The sequence below is a fragment of the Proteus sp. G2673 genome (genome assembly GCF_009915125.1).
Classification (GTDB): Bacteria; Pseudomonadota; Gammaproteobacteria; order Enterobacterales; family Enterobacteriaceae; genus Proteus; species Proteus penneri.
Genome location: NZ_JAABLT010000010.1, coordinates 118,714 through 135,120 on the forward strand (window position 1 = coordinate 118,714; position 16,407 = coordinate 135,120).

At 38.9% G+C, this 16,407-nt stretch carries 14 protein-coding genes and 1 riboswitch; of the genes, 9 read left to right on the forward strand and 5 right to left on the reverse strand.

Annotation, left to right across the window (positions count from 1 at the left end; translation table 11 throughout):
* Positions 1–145: 145 nt before the first annotated feature.
* Positions 146–1,168, forward strand: coding sequence for a tRNA (adenosine(37)-N6)-threonylcarbamoyltransferase complex transferase subunit TsaD (tsaD, locus tag GWI59_RS05850; RefSeq protein WP_109396238.1), 1,023 nt, complete (start codon positions 146–148; stop codon positions 1,166–1,168).
* Positions 1,169–1,269: 101 nt separating this feature from the next.
* Here tsaD and plsY read toward each other — a convergent pair whose 3' ends face one another.
* Entirely contained in the window at positions 1,270–1,926 is a 657-nt protein-coding gene (plsY, locus tag GWI59_RS05855; RefSeq protein WP_006536028.1) for a glycerol-3-phosphate 1-O-acyltransferase PlsY, read from the reverse strand.
* Between the two features lie 104 nt (positions 1,927–2,030).
* Between plsY and folB the strand changes: the two genes are divergently transcribed.
* The gene (folB, locus tag GWI59_RS05860; protein ID WP_072064317.1) at positions 2,031–2,381 is read left to right on the forward strand and encodes a bifunctional dihydroneopterin aldolase/7,8-dihydroneopterin epimerase; all 351 of its coding nucleotides are present in this window, start codon (positions 2,031–2,033) and stop codon (positions 2,379–2,381) included.
* On the opposite strand, the gene GWI59_RS05865 is transcribed toward folB, so the two are convergent.
* Together GWI59_RS05865 and GWI59_RS05870 are read right to left on the reverse strand one after the other, a co-directional pair.
* Entirely contained in the window at positions 2,382–3,620 is a 1,239-nt protein-coding gene (locus GWI59_RS05865; RefSeq protein WP_161724228.1) for a multifunctional CCA addition/repair protein, read from the reverse strand.
* 27 nt (positions 3,621–3,647) lie between these two features.
* A complete protein-coding gene (locus GWI59_RS05870; RefSeq protein WP_072064315.1) occupies positions 3,648–4,268 on the reverse strand; it encodes a TIGR04211 family SH3 domain-containing protein in 621 nt (206 codons plus the stop codon).
* A gap of 219 nt (positions 4,269–4,487) precedes the next feature.
* On the opposite strand from GWI59_RS05870, the gene GWI59_RS05875 reads away from it, so the two are divergent.
* The 3 genes from GWI59_RS05875 to hldE all read left to right on the forward strand — a co-directional run bounded on the left by GWI59_RS05875 (position 4,488) and on the right by hldE (position 9,799).
* Positions 4,488–5,411: a CYTH domain-containing protein gene (locus tag GWI59_RS05875; RefSeq protein WP_161724230.1), complete on the forward strand. Its 924-nt coding sequence runs from the start codon at positions 4,488–4,490 to the stop codon at positions 5,409–5,411.
* A gap of 26 nt (positions 5,412–5,437) precedes the next feature.
* Positions 5,438–8,278: a bifunctional [glutamate--ammonia ligase]-adenylyl-L-tyrosine phosphorylase/[glutamate--ammonia-ligase] adenylyltransferase gene (gene glnE / locus GWI59_RS05880; protein WP_161724232.1), complete on the forward strand. Its 2,841-nt coding sequence runs from the start codon at positions 5,438–5,440 to the stop codon at positions 8,276–8,278.
* 96 nt (positions 8,279–8,374) lie between these two features.
* Complete coding sequence (hldE, locus tag GWI59_RS05885; protein ID WP_072064312.1) at positions 8,375–9,799, forward strand: bifunctional D-glycero-beta-D-manno-heptose-7-phosphate kinase/D-glycero-beta-D-manno-heptose 1-phosphate adenylyltransferase HldE; 1,425 nt, start codon at positions 8,375–8,377, stop codon at positions 9,797–9,799.
* Between the two features lie 75 nt (positions 9,800–9,874).
* On the opposite strand, the gene GWI59_RS05890 is transcribed toward hldE, so the two are convergent.
* Entirely contained in the window at positions 9,875–10,579 is a 705-nt protein-coding gene (locus GWI59_RS05890) for a UTRA domain-containing protein (RefSeq protein ID WP_161724234.1), read from the reverse strand.
* 301 nt (positions 10,580–10,880) lie between these two features.
* On the opposite strand from GWI59_RS05890, the gene GWI59_RS05895 reads away from it, so the two are divergent.
* Together GWI59_RS05895 and GWI59_RS05900 are read left to right on the forward strand one after the other, a co-directional pair.
* A complete protein-coding gene (locus GWI59_RS05895; protein WP_109848091.1) occupies positions 10,881–12,509 on the forward strand; it encodes an alpha-glucoside-specific PTS transporter subunit IIBC in 1,629 nt (542 codons plus the stop codon).
* Entirely contained in the window at positions 12,509–13,831 is a 1,323-nt protein-coding gene (locus GWI59_RS05900; protein ID WP_161724236.1) for a 6-phospho-alpha-glucosidase, read from the forward strand. Before GWI59_RS05895 ends, GWI59_RS05900 begins: the two co-directional genes overlap by 1 nt.
* Before the next feature lie 98 nt (positions 13,832–13,929).
* Here GWI59_RS05900 and ubiK read toward each other — a convergent pair whose 3' ends face one another.
* Positions 13,930–14,250, reverse strand: coding sequence for a ubiquinone biosynthesis accessory factor UbiK (ubiK, locus tag GWI59_RS05905; protein WP_072064308.1), 321 nt, complete (start codon positions 14,248–14,250; stop codon positions 13,930–13,932).
* Between the two features lie 201 nt (positions 14,251–14,451).
* A riboswitch (FMN riboswitch) is annotated at positions 14,452–14,611 on the forward strand.
* 124 nt (positions 14,612–14,735) lie between these two features.
* Between ubiK and ribB the strand changes: the two genes are divergently transcribed.
* Together ribB and ygiD are read left to right on the forward strand one after the other, a co-directional pair.
* Positions 14,736–15,389 carry a 3,4-dihydroxy-2-butanone-4-phosphate synthase gene (ribB, locus tag GWI59_RS05910; protein ID WP_006536009.1) on the forward strand — a complete coding sequence of 218 codons (654 nt, stop codon included), beginning with the start codon at positions 14,736–14,738 and terminating at the stop codon, positions 15,387–15,389.
* Between the two features lie 175 nt (positions 15,390–15,564).
* A complete protein-coding gene (gene ygiD / locus GWI59_RS05915; RefSeq protein WP_161724238.1) occupies positions 15,565–16,350 on the forward strand; it encodes a 4,5-DOPA dioxygenase extradiol in 786 nt (261 codons plus the stop codon).
* Positions 16,351–16,407: the final 57 nt, after the last annotated feature.

Here is a 16,407-nt window from a genome sequence, read left to right on the forward strand (position 1 = left end):
TAAAATAGGTGGATAATTATAGACCAGAAAAAGGAATTTGTCACATGCTGGTATGTAAAAGATGTCGTGAAGGCGTATAAAATCACCGAAATAATGATACAATTGACTTATTACGCGGATCAGCGATGAAGAATTTGGAAGCGTCATGCGAGTTTTAGGTATTGAAACATCTTGCGATGAAACCGGTATCGCAATTTACGATGATAAAGCCGGTCTATTAGCAAATCAACTTTATAGCCAAATTAAATTGCACGCCGATTATGGTGGTGTGGTTCCTGAGTTGGCTTCACGAGATCATATCCGTAAAACAGTGCCACTTATTCAAGCCGCGCTTAAAGAAGCAAATCTGACTGCAAAAGATATTGATGCGGTTGCTTATACTGCGGGACCTGGTCTTGTAGGCGCATTACTTGTAGGTGCAACTATTGGGCGTTCATTAGCGTTTGCGTGGGATGTTCCTGCTATTCCTGTTCATCATATGGAAGGCCATTTATTAGCACCAATGCTTGAAGAAAAAACCCCCGAGTTTCCATTTGTGGCACTTCTGGTTTCTGGTGGTCATACACAGTTAATTAGTGTGACAGGAATTGGTGAATACACCTTATTGGGTGAATCTATAGATGATGCTGCTGGTGAGGCTTTTGATAAAACGGCAAAACTGTTGGGATTAGATTACCCTGGTGGTCCAGTATTATCGAAAATGGCGCAACAAGGTACAGAAGGCCGCTTTGTTTTTCCTCGTCCAATGACAGACAGGCCGGGACTTGATTTTAGTTTCTCAGGTTTAAAAACTTTTGCGGCTAATACTATTCGTCAAAATGATGATACAGACCAAACGCGCGCGGATATCGCACGCGCGTTTGAAGATGCAGTTGTTGATACGTTAGCAATAAAATGTCGTCGAGCCTTAGAACAGACAGGTTTTAAGCGTTTAGTCATGGCGGGTGGAGTGAGTGCAAACCGTACATTACGTGCAAAAATGGAAGCTGTTATGAAGCAAATCGGTGGAGAAGTCTTTTATGCTCGCCCTGAGCTTTGTACAGATAATGGCGCAATGATTGCATTGGCAGGTATGATCCGTTTTAAAGGTGGTACAGAAGGCCCATTAAGTGTGACGGTAAGACCACGTTGGCCTTTAGCTGAATTACCTGCGCTTGATAAGCAATAATTTATTTGAGTATTTAGATTTTATTCCTTTGTTAAAAAGCCACTTTTTTTCAAAAGTGGCTTTTTGTTTTTGGTGTTTATTTGAAGCGTAGCGTAATGTAATTAATCTTCTTTTTCTTGTTCTTTTGCTTCTTGAATGATCTCTTTTTCTGTTTTTTCCGTTTTTTTCTTCAATTTTTGCCAAATCCGACTCTCTTGCCCACGCCATAAACGTTGAATATTGTCATGATGGCGGTAAAGTACAAGGCATGATAATAACGCAACGGGATAAGTGAATTCTGGTTTAAACCACCAAACATAAAAAGGGGCGAGTAATGCGCTGATAATCGCGCCAAGTGATGAATAGCCACTAAGTAATACGGTGAGTAACCACGTTCCTGCGATAAGACCACTTAAATCCCAGCCAATTGCGGCAATGGCACCAAAGGCGGTTGCAACCCCTTTTCCTCCTTTAAAGTGGAAAAAAACAGGGTAGATATGCCCAAGACATGCGGCAATGGCGACAATGCCGAGGTAAAAAGGAGGCACATTTAAGTAATAGGCGAGCCAAACAGGGATCATCCCTTTTAGGACGTCACAGATAAGAACGGCTGCTGCGGCTACTTTTCCACCAATACGTAGGACGTTGGTCGCTCCGGGATTGCCAGAGCCAAATTTTCTTGGATCAGGTAATCTTGCCAGTCGGCAAATCAATATCGCGCTGGAGATTGAGCCGCACAAGTAGGCGAAGATGATCATTCCAAGTGCGTTAGCACTCATTTGTATTCTCCAATGTTTATGTAAGTTCGTTAGGCATGTATGGATAATACGCATATTTCATCGGAAGTGGTATCCGATGAACAGAAAAAATAAGAGATGACGTGATGGATATCGTATTTATTGAGCAATTATCAGTAATAACTACAATCGGTGTTTATGATTGGGAAAAAACCATAAAACAAAAATTAGTGTTCGATATCGAAATGGAATGGGATAACAAACGCGCATCCCAAACTGATGATGTTGTTCATTGTTTAGATTATGCCAGTGTGAGCAATGCAATCATTGATTATGTCGAGAGTCGACGTTTTGAATTAGTTGAACGAGTAGCTGAAGAAGTGGCACAGCTATTGATAACGCAATTTGCTGTACCAAGAGTAAAAATTAAATTAGCGAAACCGGGAGCTATTGCACAAGCCACAAATGTAGGGGTGATTATTGAGCGTAAAGCTTAATTACTCACTTTCTCGATTAAGTTGCGATTTCCATTTAATAATCGCAACTTCTCGTTGCTTGGTTAGCGCATCTCGTATTGCACTTCCTTTTAATCCACTTTCAATGATTGGCTTAATATCCACATTATTTGCAACGGCGAAAGCTTGGCAAAAAAATGCGTGTTGTGGATAAGGTAGGTTTTCTAACCCGAGACGTCCTCTAGCATCCGCTTCACTGACCATAGCTAATTGTTCAACACGTTCAGGCTTTCGCCATGCATCAATAGCATCAAATAAGCGGATAATTTTAGAAGGGCGCATTCTATCGATACGATGGATATGATCGTGAAATTTTGCTGTTAAACGAGCCAAATCACGAATGTGATTTGGAATACGATATCGTTGACACAATGCTTCAACTAAAGGTACACCAGCAGGGCCATGACCGTGATGATGAGGCCAATTTTCAGGAGGCGTTAATCCTTTTCCTAGATCATGACATAAGGCACTAAAGCGTACCGCAATATCGTCTGTTAATTGACTGGCGATATTCAGTACCATCATGGCATGAATACCCGTATCGATTTCTGGGTGCCATTTTTCAGGAGCTGGTACGCCAAATAAGGCATCAATTTCGGGGAAAAGAACTTTTAAAGCACCGCACTGGCGTAAAACTTCAAAGTAAACCTGAGGGGCATGGCTCTCAAGGGCTTTTTCAGTCTCTTTCCAAACGCGTTCTGCCGTTAGTGCATTTAGTTCGCCACTTTGTGCCATTGTCTTCATTAATTGCAGTGTTTCTGGTGCTACGATAAAACCTAAAGGCGCAAATCGAGCCGCAAAACGTGCAACCCGCAAAACTCTTAAAGGATCTTCTGAAAAGGCATCGGAGACGTGGCGAAGCAATCGTGCATTGATGTCATCTATACCTTGGTAAGGGTCAATGTATTCACCATTTGCAGAATACGCTATGGCATTTATAGTGAGATCGCGACGTGCAAGATCGTCTTCTAATGTGACATCAGGAGCGGCATAACAAGTAAATCCCGTGTAACCTGATCCAGATTTTCGTTCCGTACGTGCAAGTGCATATTCTTCATGTGTATCAGGATGAAGAAAAACAGGAAAATCTTTGCCGACTTGTTGATAGCCTTGTTGTAACAGTTCTTCGGGTGTTGCGCCAACAACAACCCAATCTCTGTCTTTTACAGGTATCTGTAATAATTGATCACGCACAGCGCCACCAACAAGGTATATATTCACGGGATCATGATTCCTTTTGGCTGAATATTAGTTCATCCAACGATCGTTGCGTTTACGACGACGAGGAATGATATGCGGAAGGATCAGACCAAAAATAAGACCTGCACCAGCAACACCACCACCATACATAAACCACTGTAAAATGATGTCACGTTGTCGGTCATCTAACTGTTGATTAGCAAAATCGAGTTTTTTCTCTGCGACAGCGAGCTTTGTTCTCATTTGCTCATTTTCTTTTTTCAAACCATTGATGATGTCATCGCTGTTTGAAACTTTATTTTGCATATCAATGGTGCGTTGGTTCCAGCTTTGGTCGATATTTGCCAGTTTATCACGCAGTGTTTGGATCTCTTTTTCCATAGCAGGGATGCGAGTACGCATACTTGGCTGTGTGCTGAGTTGGTTTTCTGGTAACCAAACGGTACGATCTTTATCATCTTTAACCTGTACATAACCCGTTGCTGCATTACGAGAAAGTACAGTCACGGTTGAGCCCGAATTTAAAGAGCCAACAATTCGATACTGATTTCCAGGTCCACTGTGTACATAAGTGGATAATTCATCGGAAACATAGCGAGTTTCTGCGTGTGAGCTCAGAGAAACACCTAAGCCAAGTAAGGAAAGAAAAAGTAAGGGTAATTTTCGCATTATGTTTTCAACTTTTTTATCTATACAAGAGAATATTTTTACTGATACTAAAGAGTAAAGTTTGCGTAAGCAAATAGTAAACCAGAATGAGAACACTCTTAACTGGTAGAATATAGGGATAATCTGCCTTTTATTCATTATTGTTATTAGGCTATCACTTGCTAAATGAAAATGCGTTAAATATTTTACTAATCAATTGATTTACTTAAGGGAAATAGAATGAGCCAATTAGAAACCGAACTCAAAATGAGTGCCATACCTGCCGCTATTCCTCACATTATTCAGCGCATTCTGACTCTACCACATCAGCACGCTGCCCCCAAAAAGCTGACTAATCTTTACTTTGAGACGACAGATAATCAAATTCGTCGTTGGGATATGGGGTTGCGTATTCGTGGTGTTGATGAACGTTATGAAATGACAATTAAAACAGCGGGTAAAGTTGTTGCAGGTTTGCATCAACGTCCAGAATATAACGTTGAATTAATACAACCTAAATTAGATTTGGCTCGCTTTCCTGCGGAAATCTGGCCAGAAAAAACGGATCTCACTTTATTAGAATCCCAGCTTAATGTGTTATTTCATACCGATTTTTATCGTGAAATCTGGCTTGTTGAGTATCAAGACAGTCAAATAGAAGTGGTCTTAGATCAAGGTGCTATTCGTACTGAGCAATATGAATTACCCATCGAAGAGTTTGAGCTAGAACTTAAAAAAGGTAAGGTGTCAGACGTTATTGCATTAGCGACGTATTTAGGTGAAAAAGGCGGATTACGTCTTGCCTCTCGCAGTAAAGCGGCTCGAGGTTATTATCTGGCAAAAGATAAGCCTGCGTTATCGTTGAGTGTCGTAAATCTTTCTCCTAGTGATACTACGGCACAACAACTGACAAAATGGTTAAGTGCAATACAGGCATTAGAAGAAGCTATTTTTGCTAATCCAACACCTCCGACAATAACTATGCCAGCGATGTTGGCATTATTTTCAGATTGGTGCAAAAAACAGTCAGATCTGCCTGAATTTATGCAACAGTCACTCAATGCAATTTCACCGTTAACATTTACAACTGCAACCAACTATTATCATGTTTTATGGTTGAACTTTAAGTTATCTTCTACGTCGTGGTTACTGTCTATTGCTTAATTTCCTGACAACGTGAGAATCTATTTATGTCTGTTATCAGTGTACTTCAATCATTGTGGGATAAAGCACAGTGTGGTTTTTCTTCTCAACTTAATGCGCTGGCACCTTTTAGTGAACAAGAACAACAATTTCTTGCATTTAGTCCCTTTGCAACCGAGCATTTTCGGGTTAATCCTCAATGGTTGACTGATATCAGGCAAAATCCACCAACTTGTGTCGAATGGCAGAGTTATGAATCTCAATTAACGGCAAAATTAGCCAATATTGATAATGAAGATGATGTGATGCGGATCTTACGCCAATTTCGTCATCAACAATTAGTGCGAATTGCATGGTTACAATTTTTTCAATTAGGCGATATTCCTTGTGTGCTAAAACATTTGAGTGTATTGGCTGAAACATTAATTTGTGTCGCGAGAGATACGCTTTATCAGCAATGTTGCCAACAATGGGGGACGCCTTGTGATAGTGAAGGTAAACCTCAGCCATTATTGATTTTAGGAATGGGGAAATTAGGTGGATTTGAACTTAATTTTTCTTCTGATATCGACTTAATTTTTGCCTATCCTGAAAATGGATTTACGCAAGGTGGACGTCGAGAATTAGATAACGCACAGTTTTTTACTCGCTTAGGTCAAAAGCTTATTAAAGCGCTGGATCAGCATACCATTGATGGTTTTGTCTATCGTGTTGATATGCGATTACGCCCTTTTGGTGAAAGTGGGCCTTTGGTGATGAGCTTTGCGGCGCTGGAAGATTATTACCAAGAGCAAGGGCGAGACTGGGAGCGCTATGCAATGATCAAAGCGCGTGTTTTAGGTGCAGAAAAGAGAGAATATTGCCAAGTTTTACGGCAAATGTTGCGTCCTTTCGTTTATCGTCGTTATATTGATTTTAGTGTTATTCAATCACTTAGAAATATGAAATCCATGATAAGTCGTGAAGTTCGTCGTCGTGGCATGATTGATAATATAAAATTAGGCTCTGGTGGTATTCGTGAAATCGAATTTATTACTCAGGTTTTCCAGTTAATTCGTGGAGGAAGGGAGCCTGAGTTACAAAACAATTCATTATTAACAGTGCTTAATGTTATCACCAAACTTGAACTGTTAACGTCACAAGAAACCGCCCAATTGTCTGATAGTTATCTTTTCCTCCGTCGATTAGAAAATTTACTGCAATCTATTGGCGATCAACAAACCCAAACTTTACCTGAAAGTGAAGAAGATAAAGCACGGTTAACTTTCGCAATGGGATTTGATCATTGGGATACGCTTTATCAAGAGATTAACCACAAGATGCGGGCTGTTTCCGTGATTTTCACGCAATTAATTGGTGAAGAAGACGAAAACGATGATGAAGATGATATCTCTGAATTTAAACGTCTTTGGTTACTTGGACGCTTACCTGAAACGTCGTCATTATTTCATGAAACATTAACCATTGAAGCGCTTGAGGCTATAAATCAGACGTTGCAGATTTTTCGCCAAGATATTGGCAAGCGAACTATTGGGCCGAGAGGACGCGATGTTCTTGACGCCTTAATGCCAAAACTATTGGCTAAAATTTGCCAGCAACCTCAAACATTAGTCACGTTAAAACGGATCACTCCATTACTATTAAGCATTGTCAGTCGCACGACATATTTAGAGTTGATGCAAGAGTCTGATGAAGTTTTAACACACGTTATTCGATTATGTGCAGCATCTCCGATGATCGCAGAACAATTAGCGCTTCATCCTTTATTGTTAGATGAATTACTTGATCCTAATTCACTCTATCAGCCACTACCTTTAGATGCCTATCGTGATGAATTACGTCAATATTTATTACGTGTACCAGAAGAAGATGAAGAACAACGACTAGAAGCACTGCGCCAATTTAAGCAAGCCCAACTGTTGCGTATTGCTGCGGAAGATATCACAGGTGTATTACCCGTGATGAAAGTTAGCGATCATTTAACCTATTTAGCTGAAGCTATTATTCATGCGGTTGTGCATCAAGCTTGGTCATATATGGTGAAACGTTATGGTGAGCCTGAACATTTATCTCATCGTGATGGATTGGGCTTTGCGGTGATTGGATACGGCAAATTGGGGGGATGGGAATTAGGCTATAGCTCAGATTTGGACTTGGTTTTTTTATTAGATTGTCCAATGAATATCATGACAACTGGAGCAAAACAGATTGATGCCCGCCAATTTTATCTTCGTTTAGCACAGCGTATTATCCATTTATTTAGTACCCGAACCTCCTCTGGCGTATTGTATGAAGTCGATGCGCGTTTACGCCCTTCGGGTGAATCAGGAATGTTAGTAAGTACGATCCAAGCTTTCGATGAATATCAGAAAAATGAAGCTTGGACATGGGAACATCAAGCCTTAATTCGTGCCAGAATGATTTACGGTGACGAGCAACTACAACAGATGTTTTCACGTATTCGTCATGAAACATTGTGCCTCTCTCGGGATGCTGATGTGTTACAAAATGAAGTCCGCGATATGCGTAAAAAAATGGTACAACATCTTGCACCAACACAAGCAGACAAGTTTGATTTAAAAAACTCATCTGGTGGTATTACTGATATTGAATTTATCGCGCAATATTTAGTATTGCGTTTTTCTCATCAATACCCTGCTTTAACTCGTTGGTCTGATAATGTGCGTATTTTTGAGTTAATGGCAAAGCATCAAGTAATGGATGAAGATGAAGCTCTCGCTTTAACACATGCTTATGTCACTTTGCGTAATGAATTACATCATCTGGCGTTACAAGCATTACCTGCCATTGTGGATAATCATTGTTTTATCGCAGAGCGAGAGTGTGTATTAAAAAGCAAACTGAAGTGGCTTGGTGAACAAGAGTAATGGTTTGTTGGCATGAAGTCTTTATGTGTATCTCTTTTTGCCTAACAAGTTATGGTATTATTTCGGCTTATTTTGAAAATAAATGTGGAGTATGGGATGAAAGTAACGCTGCCGGATTTTAATAAGGCCAATGTGTTGGTTGTCGGTGACGTCATGTTAGACCGCTATTGGTATGGCCCAACAAGTCGAATTTCACCAGAAGCCCCAGTGCCAGTGGTTAAAGTCGATACCACAGAAGAGCGACCAGGCGGTGCCGCAAACGTTGCGATGAATATTGCGTCTCTTGGTGCTAATTCGCGTTTAGTGGGTTTAACAGGTATTGATGAAGCCGCAAAAGCATTGAGTAATACATTAAATCAGGTCAATGTGCGTTGTGATTTTGTCTCTGTTGCGACACACCCAACGATCACAAAATTACGTGTTCTTTCTCGTAATCAGCAATTAATTCGTCTTGATTTTGAAGAAGGGTTTAGCAACGTTGATCCTCAACCTATCTATGAACGAATTCAACAAGCGTTGCCTTCTATTGGCGCTCTGATTTTATCAGATTACGCGAAAGGCGCACTTTCTCATGTTCAAGAGATGATCCAACTGGCAAAAAAAGCGGGTGTACCTGTATTAATTGATCCTAAGGGATCTGATTTTGAACGCTATCGTGGTGCGACGCTATTAACGCCAAATATGTCTGAATTTGAACAAGTCGTTGGGGTATGTAAAACCGATGATGAGCTGGTGGAAAAAGGGACTCAATTAGTTCGAGATTTAGATCTTGAAGCGTTGCTGATCACTCGTTCAGAACGTGGAATGAGCTTACTTCGTGCAAATGAAGCGCCATTGCATTTACCAACCCAAGCACAAGAAGTCTATGATGTTACTGGGGCTGGTGATACGGTAATTGGTGTATTAGCCACCTCTTTAGCTGCTGGCAAACCTTTAAGTGAAGCTTGTTTCCTGGCTAATGCAGCAGCGGGTGTTGTTGTCGGTAAATTAGGAACATCGACAGTATCACCTATTGAACTGGAAAACGCCATTCGTGGTCGTGCTGACAACGGTTTTGGTATAATGGAAGAAGAACAATTAAAACAAGCAGTTGAATTAGCACGTCAGCGCGGTGAGCGTATTGTGATGACTAATGGATGTTTTGATATTCTTCACGCAGGCCATGTTAGTTATTTAGCCAATGCACGAAAATTAGGTGATCGTTTGATTGTTGCTGTAAATAGCGATGCTTCAACAAAGCGTTTAAAAGGTGAAACTCGTCCTGTTAATCCATTAGAGCAACGTATGACAGTGCTTGGCGCTTTAGGCGCAGTAGACTGGGTTGTTGCATTTGAAGAAGATACACCACAGCGTTTAATCGCTTCTGTCTTACCGGATATCTTAGTTAAAGGTGGTGATTATAAACCTGAAGATATCGCGGGTAGTAAAGAAGTTTGGGCAGCAGGCGGTGAAGTAAAAGTGCTGAACTTTGAAGATGGCATTTCTACAACAAATATTATTAATGCGATTAAAAAGAAATAATTAAGCTCTTTTATTCAGTTTAAAAAGCACTCTACGGGGTGCTTTTTTGCTATAGCGATTATTTATTATTAATAACTATTGCTCTCGTTTTAAATGATACTCAACAATATAATCTTGGGTATTTCTATACATTATTGAATAATTTATATAATCACCATTGGTGCTGTATGATAATGTGCTGAGTCTTAATATTGGAATGTTATTCTCTATTTTTAATAATTGACAAATATTGTTGTCTGGTATTATAGGGTGAAATGTCTCGTAACTTCCCGCTATTTTTATTTGGCAAATATTTTCAATAAAATCAAATTTAGAACCTTCTAAATGGGTTAAGGTTAAATTACGAAAATATTTAACAGGCATATAACTATCTTCAACAATAAGTGGTTTATTATCAACGTAACGTATTCTCCTTGAATAAAAAATACGTTCATTTGAATTAATTCGTAGTTTACTGGCGATAGATAAAGGACAGGGAATAACGCTAAATTCTATCACTTCACTTCTTACATTGTGGCCTGTATTTGCCATTAATTCGACAAAGCCTTTTAGGCTAGCATTTTCATGATGAACAGCTTTTTCTTTAATATAAGTACCAGAGCCATGTTTTCGTTCTAATAATCCTGCGGTCACTAATAAATCCACCGCTTTACGTATTGTCATTCTCGATACGTTGTATTGTTGTGCTAATGATTTTTCTGCTGGTAAAGGGTCACCAATTTGGTATCCAGCCGAATTTATTTGAATTCTTAGGCTTTTTGCAATGTCTTTGTAGATCACTTTTATACCTCTTTTCACTCTTAAAATCGGCTCTTTTTATTTAATCTATCTGAATATAATTTTTTGATATATAAGAAAATCATTTATAACTCTAAAATGTGAACGTTATCAAAAAATAAAAAGTGATCTGCCTTTTGACTAAAAATGAGATCACTTTGACTGAAAGATTAGTATGAATCAGATCACGAATAACTCATTTCAGATGAGAGAATAAAGAGAAAAGAATCTAATCTGAATTTACAGAAAAAAAATGAATTAAATAGCATATCGTTTCAGTAGCAGTAAATAAGAGGATATTTTTATGCTCAGTCAAATACAACGATTTGGTGGAGCCATGTTTACTCCTGTCCTGCTATTTCCATTTGCAGGTATTGTTGTAGGCATTGCAATTCTATTACAGAATCCATTATTTATTAGTGAAGATTTATTAAGACCCGATAGTTTATTTTCCCAAATTGTTCATATTATTGAAGAAGGGGGATGGACTGTTTTTCGTAATATGCCTCTTATTTTTGCAATTGGCTTACCAATTGGTTTAGCTAAAACTGCACAAGCAAGAGCTTGTCTTGCTGTAATGGTAAGTTTTCTCACTTGGAATTATTTTATTAATGCAATGGGAATAGTTTGGGGCAGTTATTTCGGCGTAGATTTTACAAATGAAATCGGCGGAAATAGTGGCTTAACAATGATAGCTGGAATTAAAACATTAGATACCAGTATTATTGGAGCAATTATTATTGCGGGTATAGTTACCGGTATTCATAATCGTTATTTCGATAAACAACTTCCTGTCTTTTTAGGTATATTTCAAGGAACATCTTATGTTGTATTAATTAGTTTTTTTGTGATGTTACCTTTAGCGTGGATAACATTATTTTTCTGGCCTAAAGTGCAAATTGGTATTCAATCTTTGCAAGTATTTATGGTTGAATCTGGCTCTTTAGGTGTTTGGATATATACCTTTCTTGAACGTATTTTAATTCCTACTGGCTTGCATCACTTTATTTATGGTCCTTTTATTTTTGGTCCCGCTGTCACTGAACATGGTATTCAAGTTGATTGGGCTCAAAATATGCAATATTTCAGTCAAAGCACCCAATCTTTAAAAGAGTTATTTCCTGAAGGTGGCTTTGCTTTACATGGCAACAGCAAAGTCTTTGGTTCTATTGGTATAGCACTTGCTCTTTATTTTACTGCTGCACCTAAAAATAGAGCCAAAATTGCAGGTTTACTTATACCCTCTGCATTGACCGCGGTATTTGTGGGAATAACAGAACCGTTAGAGTTTACATTCTTATTTATCTCTCCGTTATTGTTTGCCATTCATGCCGTGTTAGCCGCCACATTAGCGACAACGCTTTATCACTTTGGTGTTGTCGGAAATATGGGTGGGGGGATCATCGATAATTTCCTGCCTATGAATTGGATCCCTATGTTCCATAACCATTACGGGATGATTATTACACAAATAGTCATAGGCCTTATTTTTACAATGATTTGGTTTGTGGTGTTTAGAACATTAATTATCAAACTTAATTTAAAAACACCAGGTCGTGAAGAAGATGATGAAGAGATCAAGCTTTATAGCAAACAAGATTATAAAAATAAAAAGTCACAAACTTCAGATAGTTCAAAAACAGAAAAAGAAGACCGCAAACTCGCCCTTCCTAAAGGCATTCTTGAAGGCCTAGGGGGAAGTAAAAATATCAAATCTTTAAATAACTGTGCAACACGTTTACGTATTGAAGTGATAGATAACGAGATAGTTGAAACGGATGCCTATTTTAAAGGGCTCGGTGTACATGGTGTGGTGCGTAAAGGTCATGCATTACAAATCATTATCGGGCTACACGTTTCTCAAGTGAGAGACAAAATTGAACAACTTATGAAAGAAGATACACAAAATATCACCTTGTCGGAGGCTATATAATGAAGAAGTTCTCAGTCGTAATTGCAGGTGGCGGTAGTACATTTACACCCGGTATTATTTTGATGCTACTGGAAAATTTAAAACGTTTTCCATTAAGAGCCATCAAATTTTATGACAATGATGCCGAGCGGCAAGAAACCATTGCTAAAGCTTGTGAAATAATTCTTACTGAAAAAGCACCTGAAATTGAATTTTGCTATACCACAGATCCTAAAACTGCTTTCACGGATGTTGATTTTGTTATGGCTCATATTCGTGTTGGTAAATATCCAATGCGTGAAAAAGATGAAAAAATTCCTTTACGCCATGGCGTATTAGGACAAGAAACCTGTGGGCCTGGTGGTATCGCTTATGGTATGCGCTCTATTGGTGGAGTATTGGAATTGGTTGAATATATGGAAAAATATTCACCAAATGCATGGATGCTAAATTATTCTAACCCAGCAGCAATTGTCGCTGAAGCTACTCGCCGTTTAAAACCTAATGCGAAGATCTTAAATATTTGTGATATGCCAATTGGCATTGAATCACGTATGGCACAAATTGCAGGATTAAAATCACGCAAAGAGATGCGAGTCCGTTACTACGGTTTAAATCACTTTGGTTGGTGGACTCAGGTCGAAGATTTGCAAGGTAATGATTTACTGCCGGTTATTCGTAAACATGTTGCCGAACATGGATATATTCCAAAAGTAGCAGGTGAGCCGGTTGAAGCAAGTTGGAATGATACATTCGGTAAAGCAAAAGATGTGTGGGCGTTAGATCCATCAACGATGCCAAACACTTACTTGAAGTATTATCTATTCCCAGATTATGTCGTTGCGCATTCTGATCCTCATCATACTCGTGCGAATGAAGTGATGGAGCACAGAGAAAAGAATGTATTTAGCGCTTGTCGAGCCATTACAGCCGCTGGTAAATCATCAGCAGGTCATATTGAAATAGATGAACATGCCTCTTATATTGTCGATCTTGCAACGGCTATCGCGTTTAATACTCAAGAAAGAATGTTGCTGATCGTTCCTAATAACGGTTCAATTATTAACTTTGATCCTGAAGCAATGGTGGAGATCCCTTGTATTGTCGGAAGCCATGGGCCAGAGCCTTTAGTCATGGGTAAAATTCCATTATTCCAAAAAGGGATGATGAGCCAACAAGTTGCAGTTGAAAAATTAGTAGTAGAAGCATGGATTGAAAAATCTTATTTGAAACTTTGGCAGGCGATTACAATGTCTAAAACAGTACCTAGTGCGACTGTTGCAAAAGCAATTTTAGATGATTTAATTGAAGCGAATAAAGACTATTGGCCAGAATTAAAATAGTTGTTAATAACGATATTTAGTAGATAAAAAATAACCCTGTGTCTTTATGAGATACAGGGTTTTTGCTTTATGGCTTAAATAAGCAATAAAGTCATTGGCTAAGCTTTATTTTCTGCTGGAGTTTCTACCACAATTTCAACCTCTTCAACTTGGGCAACTTCAGCTTGAGGTTTTGCCTGCAGACTCGCTTCTAGCTCATTTAAACGTTGTTCTAAACGATTAAGTTTTTCACGAGTGCGTAATAAGACTTGAGTTTGTACATCAAACTCTTCGCGATTGACTAAATCCAATTTGTTTAATTGAGATTGCAGAACAGTGCGGATTTTTTTATCAATATCATCACCAAAATCTTTAACGCCTTGTGGCAGTACGTTTTGGATTTGGCGCGCGACTTGTTCAAGTTTTTTCGGGTCCAACATGGGAAATCCTCACAAATAAAATAGAAAGCTGAGGTTAAGTGTAATATGAGGACTGAGGGAATAAAACTAGATATCAAGATTATTGTTACTTTTTATTATAAATCGTTAAATAACCGTATGTCATAAAATGATTATGTGATGAAACAAAGATTGTCGTCGATTGATGATTGCCTCTTATAATTTTAAAGCGTATAGTTTCACCGTTAATCTCAGGGCGGGGTGAAAGTCCCCACCGGCGGTAGATACCTGAATACATAGGTAAAGCCCGCGAGCGCTTTGTGTTGCTATTGTAATGCAAAGGTCAGCAGATCCAGTGTAATTCTGGAGCCGACAGTTAAAGTCTGGATGGGAGAGAATAAAATAGCATCAGTAGGATCATTGTATCCATTCCTGTTGTTTCTGCTTGTGTTTTTATTAAGCAGAGATCCACTCCTAAGACTGCCCTGATTCTGGTAACTTTCATTAATTATTGAGGTTTTTTTACCATGAATCAGACGCTACTTTCCGAATTCGGTAATCCATTTGAGCGTGTTGAACTTGCTCTAGAAGCCCTTCGTGCGGGTAAAGGCGTGATGGTGCTCGACGACGAGAATCGCGAAAATGAAGGCGATATGGTTTTCGCCGCAGAAACAATGACTACAGAACAAATGGCGATGTCTATTCGTCATGGTAGTGGTATTGTTTGTTTATGCATTACAGAAGAACGTCGTCAACAACTTGATTTGCCTATGATGGTGGAGAATAACACCAGTCATTTTCATACGGCATTTACAGTAACGATTGAAGCAGCACAAGGCGTAACAACAGGTGTTTCAGCATCTGATCGTTTAACCACAGTACGTGCAGCCGCCGCTGACAATGCAAAACCAAGTGATTTAAATCGCCCAGGTCATGTATTCCCATTACGTGCTCAACCTGGTGGTGTGTTAACGCGTGGCGGACACACAGAAGCATCAATTGATTTAGCAACTTTAGCTGGTTTTAAACCTGTTGCAGTGTTATGTGAATTAACCAATGACGATGGCACAATGGCAAGAGCACCAGAAGTGATTACTTTTGCTAAAAAGCACAATATGCCAGTGTTAACTATTGAAGATTTAGTGGCTTATCGTCTTCGTAAGGAGAAAAAAGCTGGCTGAAATTAACATGTTATAACCGACACTGAAAACACACACACACTTATTTAAGCCACTTAAGGAAACTTAGGTGGCTTTTTTCATATTTTTTGAATAACTATTTCATACTTCTTTGACTATATTTCAAGTAATAAGGCAGTATGCTTATACGATAAGAACACTTGCCATAGAGGTGGTTATGGAAACAAAAATGATGCCAGCACTGTTTATTGGGCATGGTAGTCCAATGAATGTATTAGAAGATAATACATATACTCGCCTCTGGTCAGAATTAGGGGAAACGCTTCCTCAACCTAAAGCGATTTTAGTGATTTCAGCCCATTGGTATACTGATGGAACGTATGTAACGGCAATGTCGCAACCAAAGACAATTCATGATTTTTATGGATTTCCACCAGAATTGTATGCAATAGAATATCCAGCGCGAGGCTCGATAGGTTTAGCCGCACTAATTGAAGATCTGATTGATCCGATTAAATTAAAACTCGATATGGATCAATGGGGATTAGATCATGGAAGTTGGGGAATACTTGAAAAAATGTATCCCAACGCAAATATTCCAGTTGTTCAATTAAGCATTGATGCACGTCAATCGGCACAATGGCATTATGAATTAGGGCAAAAGCTGGTTGAATTGCGTAAAGAAGGTGTCTTAATTATTGGTAGCGGTAATATCGTTCATAATTTAAGAATGATGGATTGGCAAAACAGCGACGCAATGCCTTATCCTTGGGCATTGGCTTTTAATGAGGCAGTCGAAAATAGTTTACAAAGCGATAAGGTACCAGAAGCGTTATTTACGATTTTATCAACAGAAGAAGGGCGATTGTCACATCCTACTCCCGATCATTTTTTGCCTGCTTTGTATCTATTAGGTTTAAAACAAGCGGGTGAAAAGGTAACAGTGTTGAATAATGATATTGTGAATAAATCATTAAGTATGATGACGTTTCAAATTGGATAAAACCATCCAATAAAACCTATTGATATAAGTAAAAGGCTAAATTCATTTTATGGGATT

Bases quoted from the DNA above. Each gene is read 5' to 3' on its own strand.
- GWI59_RS05870 (WP_072064315.1), bottom strand. From the start codon at position 4,268: ATGCGAAAATTACCCTTACTTTTTCTTTCCTTACTTGGCTTAGGTGTT.
- GWI59_RS05895 (WP_109848091.1), top strand. From the start codon at position 10,881: ATGCTCAGTCAAATACAACGATTTGGTGGAGCCATGTTTACTCCTGTC.
- GWI59_RS05875 (WP_161724230.1), top strand. From the start codon at position 4,488: ATGAGCCAATTAGAAACCGAACTCAAAATGAGTGCCATACCTGCCGCT.
- hldE (WP_072064312.1), top strand. From the start codon at position 8,375: ATGAAAGTAACGCTGCCGGATTTTAATAAGGCCAATGTGTTGGTTGTC.
- tsaD (WP_109396238.1), top strand. From the start codon at position 146: ATGCGAGTTTTAGGTATTGAAACATCTTGCGATGAAACCGGTATCGCA.
- ubiK (WP_072064308.1), bottom strand. From the start codon at position 14,250: ATGTTGGACCCGAAAAAACTTGAACAAGTCGCGCGCCAAATCCAAAAC.
- ygiD (WP_161724238.1), top strand. From the start codon at position 15,565: ATGGAAACAAAAATGATGCCAGCACTGTTTATTGGGCATGGTAGTCCA.
- ribB (WP_006536009.1), top strand. From the start codon at position 14,736: ATGAATCAGACGCTACTTTCCGAATTCGGTAATCCATTTGAGCGTGTT.
- folB (WP_072064317.1), top strand. From the start codon at position 2,031: ATGGATATCGTATTTATTGAGCAATTATCAGTAATAACTACAATCGGT.
- GWI59_RS05900 (WP_161724236.1), top strand. From the start codon at position 12,509: ATGAAGAAGTTCTCAGTCGTAATTGCAGGTGGCGGTAGTACATTTACA.
- glnE (WP_161724232.1), top strand. From the start codon at position 5,438: ATGTCTGTTATCAGTGTACTTCAATCATTGTGGGATAAAGCACAGTGT.
- plsY (WP_006536028.1), bottom strand. From the start codon at position 1,926: ATGAGTGCTAACGCACTTGGAATGATCATCTTCGCCTACTTGTGCGGC.